The organism is Lentiprolixibacter sp., from assembly GCF_982873095.1.
The window spans coordinates 1-3,392 of the sequence record NZ_CEYNTP010000272.1; the positions used below are offsets into that span (position 1 = coordinate 1).

At 47.4% G+C, this 3,392-nt stretch carries 3 protein-coding genes and 1 pseudogene; 3 read left to right on the top strand and 1 reads right to left on the bottom strand.

What is annotated here, in order from left to right; genetic code table 11:
* Positions 1–377, top strand: a pseudogene (locus tag AC4E7D_RS13000) (bacillithiol biosynthesis cysteine-adding enzyme BshC); the annotation flags it as partial.
* A 55-nt stretch (positions 378–432) separates the two neighbouring features.
* The gene (locus tag AC4E7D_RS13005; RefSeq protein ID WP_490174218.1) at positions 433–1,803 is read left to right on the top strand and encodes a pyridoxal phosphate-dependent decarboxylase family protein; all 1,371 of its coding nucleotides are present in this window, start codon (positions 433–435) and stop codon (positions 1,801–1,803) included.
* Here the strand turns inward: AC4E7D_RS13005 and AC4E7D_RS13010 are convergent.
* Positions 1,800–2,345 carry a pyridoxamine 5'-phosphate oxidase family protein gene (locus AC4E7D_RS13010; RefSeq protein ID WP_490174219.1) on the bottom strand — a complete coding sequence of 182 codons (546 nt, stop codon included), beginning with the start codon at positions 2,343–2,345 and terminating at the stop codon, positions 1,800–1,802. The two genes, AC4E7D_RS13005 and AC4E7D_RS13010, sit on opposite strands and share 4 nt — an antisense overlap.
* 336 nt (positions 2,346–2,681) lie before the next feature.
* Here AC4E7D_RS13010 and guaA point away from each other — a divergent pair.
* Positions 2,682–3,392 (top strand): glutamine-hydrolyzing GMP synthase (gene guaA, locus AC4E7D_RS13015; RefSeq protein WP_490174220.1); only part of this gene is annotated, 711 nt, incomplete at its 3' end.

The following is a 3,392-nucleotide window of genomic DNA, read 5'->3' on the forward strand; positions in this document are numbered from 1 at the left end:
GGATCCGTCAGATCTCCAATATAGATATTGATTTCAGCGAACAGAAGCAGGCGCTCGAAGAGCAATTCAAATTCCTGTATCAGCTGGCCGAACAAACAGACCAGAGTTTCCTGGGTGCGGTGAGGGCTCAGGAAGCCAAACAAAAGAAAGGCCTGGATAAACTGGAGAAGCGATTGCTAAAGGCGCAGAAACGAAAACTCAGGGATGAGGTCCAGCGTATTACTTCCCTGCAGGAAGCCCTTTTTCCAGGACAATCCTTGCAGGAACGAAAGCTGAATTTCTCGGAAATGTACCTTGAAGTAGGTGAGGAGTTGATCCCTGGTCTCCTGGAAAAATTGCGCCCGCTCGACCTTAATTTTACTGTACTTACTTACTGATTATTTGGCGCTATTTTCCCGTCCAAATCCCGTACTTTTATATAAAATTTCATTCATGCACAAAGTAGATATCGGTCTTGTGGAGATGACCCTCGACGTAGTGAAATACGCCATTAACAGGATCACCAATGTTGCACCTAATCTCGGGAAACCCAAAAAGGAAAAGGAGTTAAAAAAACTGGCAGGCGAGACGATCACGCCAAAAGGGATAGGAGGGGAGAAAGCCTTTCACCTTTTCCGGGATGTGTTGGTAAAAGCAACGATCCCCATTGACCATCCCAGGCATCTGGCCTTTGTCCCGGCGTCTCCTACCAGGGCCGCGGTCATGTTTGACCTTGTTACTTCGGCCTCCAGTATCCATGGAGCCTTCTGGATGGAGGGGGCAGGGGGAATCTTTTGTGAAAATGAAGCCATGAAATGGCTGGTATCCCTAACAGGCATGCCTAAAGGTGCCCATGGAGTATTTACCAGCGGGGGTACTGCGGCGAACCTCTCCGCAATGGTAGCCGCAAGGGAAGCCTGGAGAAAGGGAATTCAAAATGGAAAAGAACGGGGTATTGTAATTACCTCTTCCGGTGCACATTCTTCGATCAAAGCCATGGCCAAGGTGATCGATGCGGATGTCTTGTTGGTGGAAACTGAGGATCGCATGACCGCCGAGGCCCTGGAAGCCCGGATATCTTCATTGGAACCGGGACAAAAAGAGCGCCTCTTTGCCGTGGTAGCCACAGGGGGCACCACAAATGCCGGGATCATCGATGACCTCAAGGGAATTGCAGCCACCTGCAAGAAACACCAGCTTTGGTTTCATGTGGATGCGGCCTACGGAGGGGCAGCCCTGGTAGCCGATTCCGTTAGGCATTTGTTTGATGGGATAGAAGAAGCAGACAGTGTAACCATCGATCCCCACAAGTGGCTGTTCTCCCCCTATGATTGTGGAGCCATTATTTACAGGGACATGGAACAGGCCAAGATGGCCCATGCCCAGGAGGGTTCTTATCTGGATATTTTTTATGACGAAGGGGCAGTAGGCTTCAACCCTGCAGATTATCAGATACAGCTGACCCGCCGACTTCGTGGGTTGCCACTATGGTATTCCCTGGCTACCCATGGAACGGAGAAATACAAATGGGCGGTGGAAAGAGGTATCAACCTTGCCCTGCTTGCAGGAAAAATGATTGAAAACCACCCCCGCCTGGAACTGGTCCGTGAACCCGCATTATCCTGCGTTTTATTCAGGAGGAAAGGATGGTCTGCTGAAGATTATAAAATGTGGACCTACAGGAATCACGAAGATAATGTGGCCCTAGTGGCGCCCACCAAATGGAAAACTGGGACCGACTATGAAACCGTGGCCCGCTTCTGCTTTATCAACCCGGATACCACCGAAGACGATATCAAGGTGATCCTGGAAACTATGGTTTAAGGAACCAGGAATTCTGATTCCCACAGGTCTTCTTCCCATGAATATTGTACGCGAATGTGGTGGGGTCGTTTCAGTTTGAGGTATTCGATCCTGTGCGGGACTATTTTTATAATACAGAAGTGGTTTTCTTCATTCAGGTACTCCAGCTTGTCCGGATGTTCAAGGGCAGTTCCCGGAGCAGCAACTGTGGTATAATCTTTTCGGGCTTGTGGCTGTATGCCGCCCCAGTACTTTTTCAGTGTTTCCTCATCCTTAAGAATGTAAGCAAGCCCCTCCATTCTTACCTGTAATAATTTTTCCGGATGAAAAAAAAGCAAGCCTACTTTGTTGTTTTCTGTAAGGTGGATGATTTTTTTTGACCGCACGTCAGTGTAAAATAAAAGTGTGAAGTCACCTTCCACTTCCCTGAGTACTACAGTTCGCTGCCGTGATATGGGCTCCAACCCCACAGTGCCAAGGGTGAAATAACGAAACGGATGGTCTTTTTTATCAACCCCGGCACGGAGTTCCTGCTTAATTTCTTGGAGGTAAGAATTTGTCATTATTGTGAAGGAATAAGTCATATAAAGATAAAAAATTTAAAAATGAGGTAGGGTATTTTCAGTGTGGATTGTTATATAGACAAATTGCAATGAAAAAGGATACTACTTCATCCTTATAAGCCCCCAAATTATAGGGATGAAGTTTTTAAAAAGACAACATTGATTGTGTTATAATAAGTTCATGTGTTTAGGTTGGTTTTTGATTAGAAAAGCCCCGGCCCTGTAAGGTCGGGGCTTTTTCTTTTTCCAATGGTACCTCCTGAGCTTATATCTGATAGTTAACAAAAAATCAGTCCCAGTCTGGATTTCAATCAGGCCATTTTGCTATTTTTGGCCATGCAAAACAACGTCCTGATTCTCGACTTCGGTTCCCAATACACCCAATTAATAGCCAGAAGGGTTCGTGAACTGAATATTTTCTGCGAAATTAAGCCCTATAACCACCCACCTGACTCCCTGGACGAATTCAAAGCCGTTATCCTGTCGGGCTCGCCTTTTTCTGTGCGTGCCGGAGATGCGCCCCACCCGGATCTGTCCGAGATCAAAGGAAAGCTGCCGTTACTGGCCATCTGTTACGGAGCCCAGTACCTGGCGCATTTCTTTGGAGGGGATGTGGCCCCATCCAATACCCGGGAATACGGTAGGGCAAGACTGACCAATATTGATGGGCAAGAACCTTTTTTCTACGAGATTGCTGAAGGTTCCCAGGTATGGATGAGCCATAGTGACACCATTAAAGAATTACCGGAAAAGGCAGTGCGTTTGGCCAGTACCTCTGATGTAAAAAATGCAGCATATAAAATAGAGGGTGAAACCACCTATGCCATACAGTTCCACCCTGAGGTCTACCACACCACCCAGGGGAAACAACTGCTGGAAAATTTCCTGGTCCATATTGCAGGGCTCAAACAGACCTGGACGCCAGACGCCTTTGTAGAAACCACAGTTGCTGCACTGAAGGAGAAGCTCGGCAATGATAAGGTAATCTTAGGTCTTTCAGGCGGGGTGGATTCCACTGTAGCCGGTGTTTTGCTGAACAAGGCCATT

Excerpts from the sequence above, each read along its gene's own strand:
- AC4E7D_RS13005 (WP_490174218.1), top strand. The coding sequence starts at position 433 with ATGCACAAAGTAGATATCGGTCTTGTGGAGATGACCCTCGACGTAGTG.
- AC4E7D_RS13010 (WP_490174219.1), bottom strand. The coding sequence starts at position 2,345 with ATGACAAATTCTTACCTCCAAGAAATTAAGCAGGAACTCCGTGCCGGG.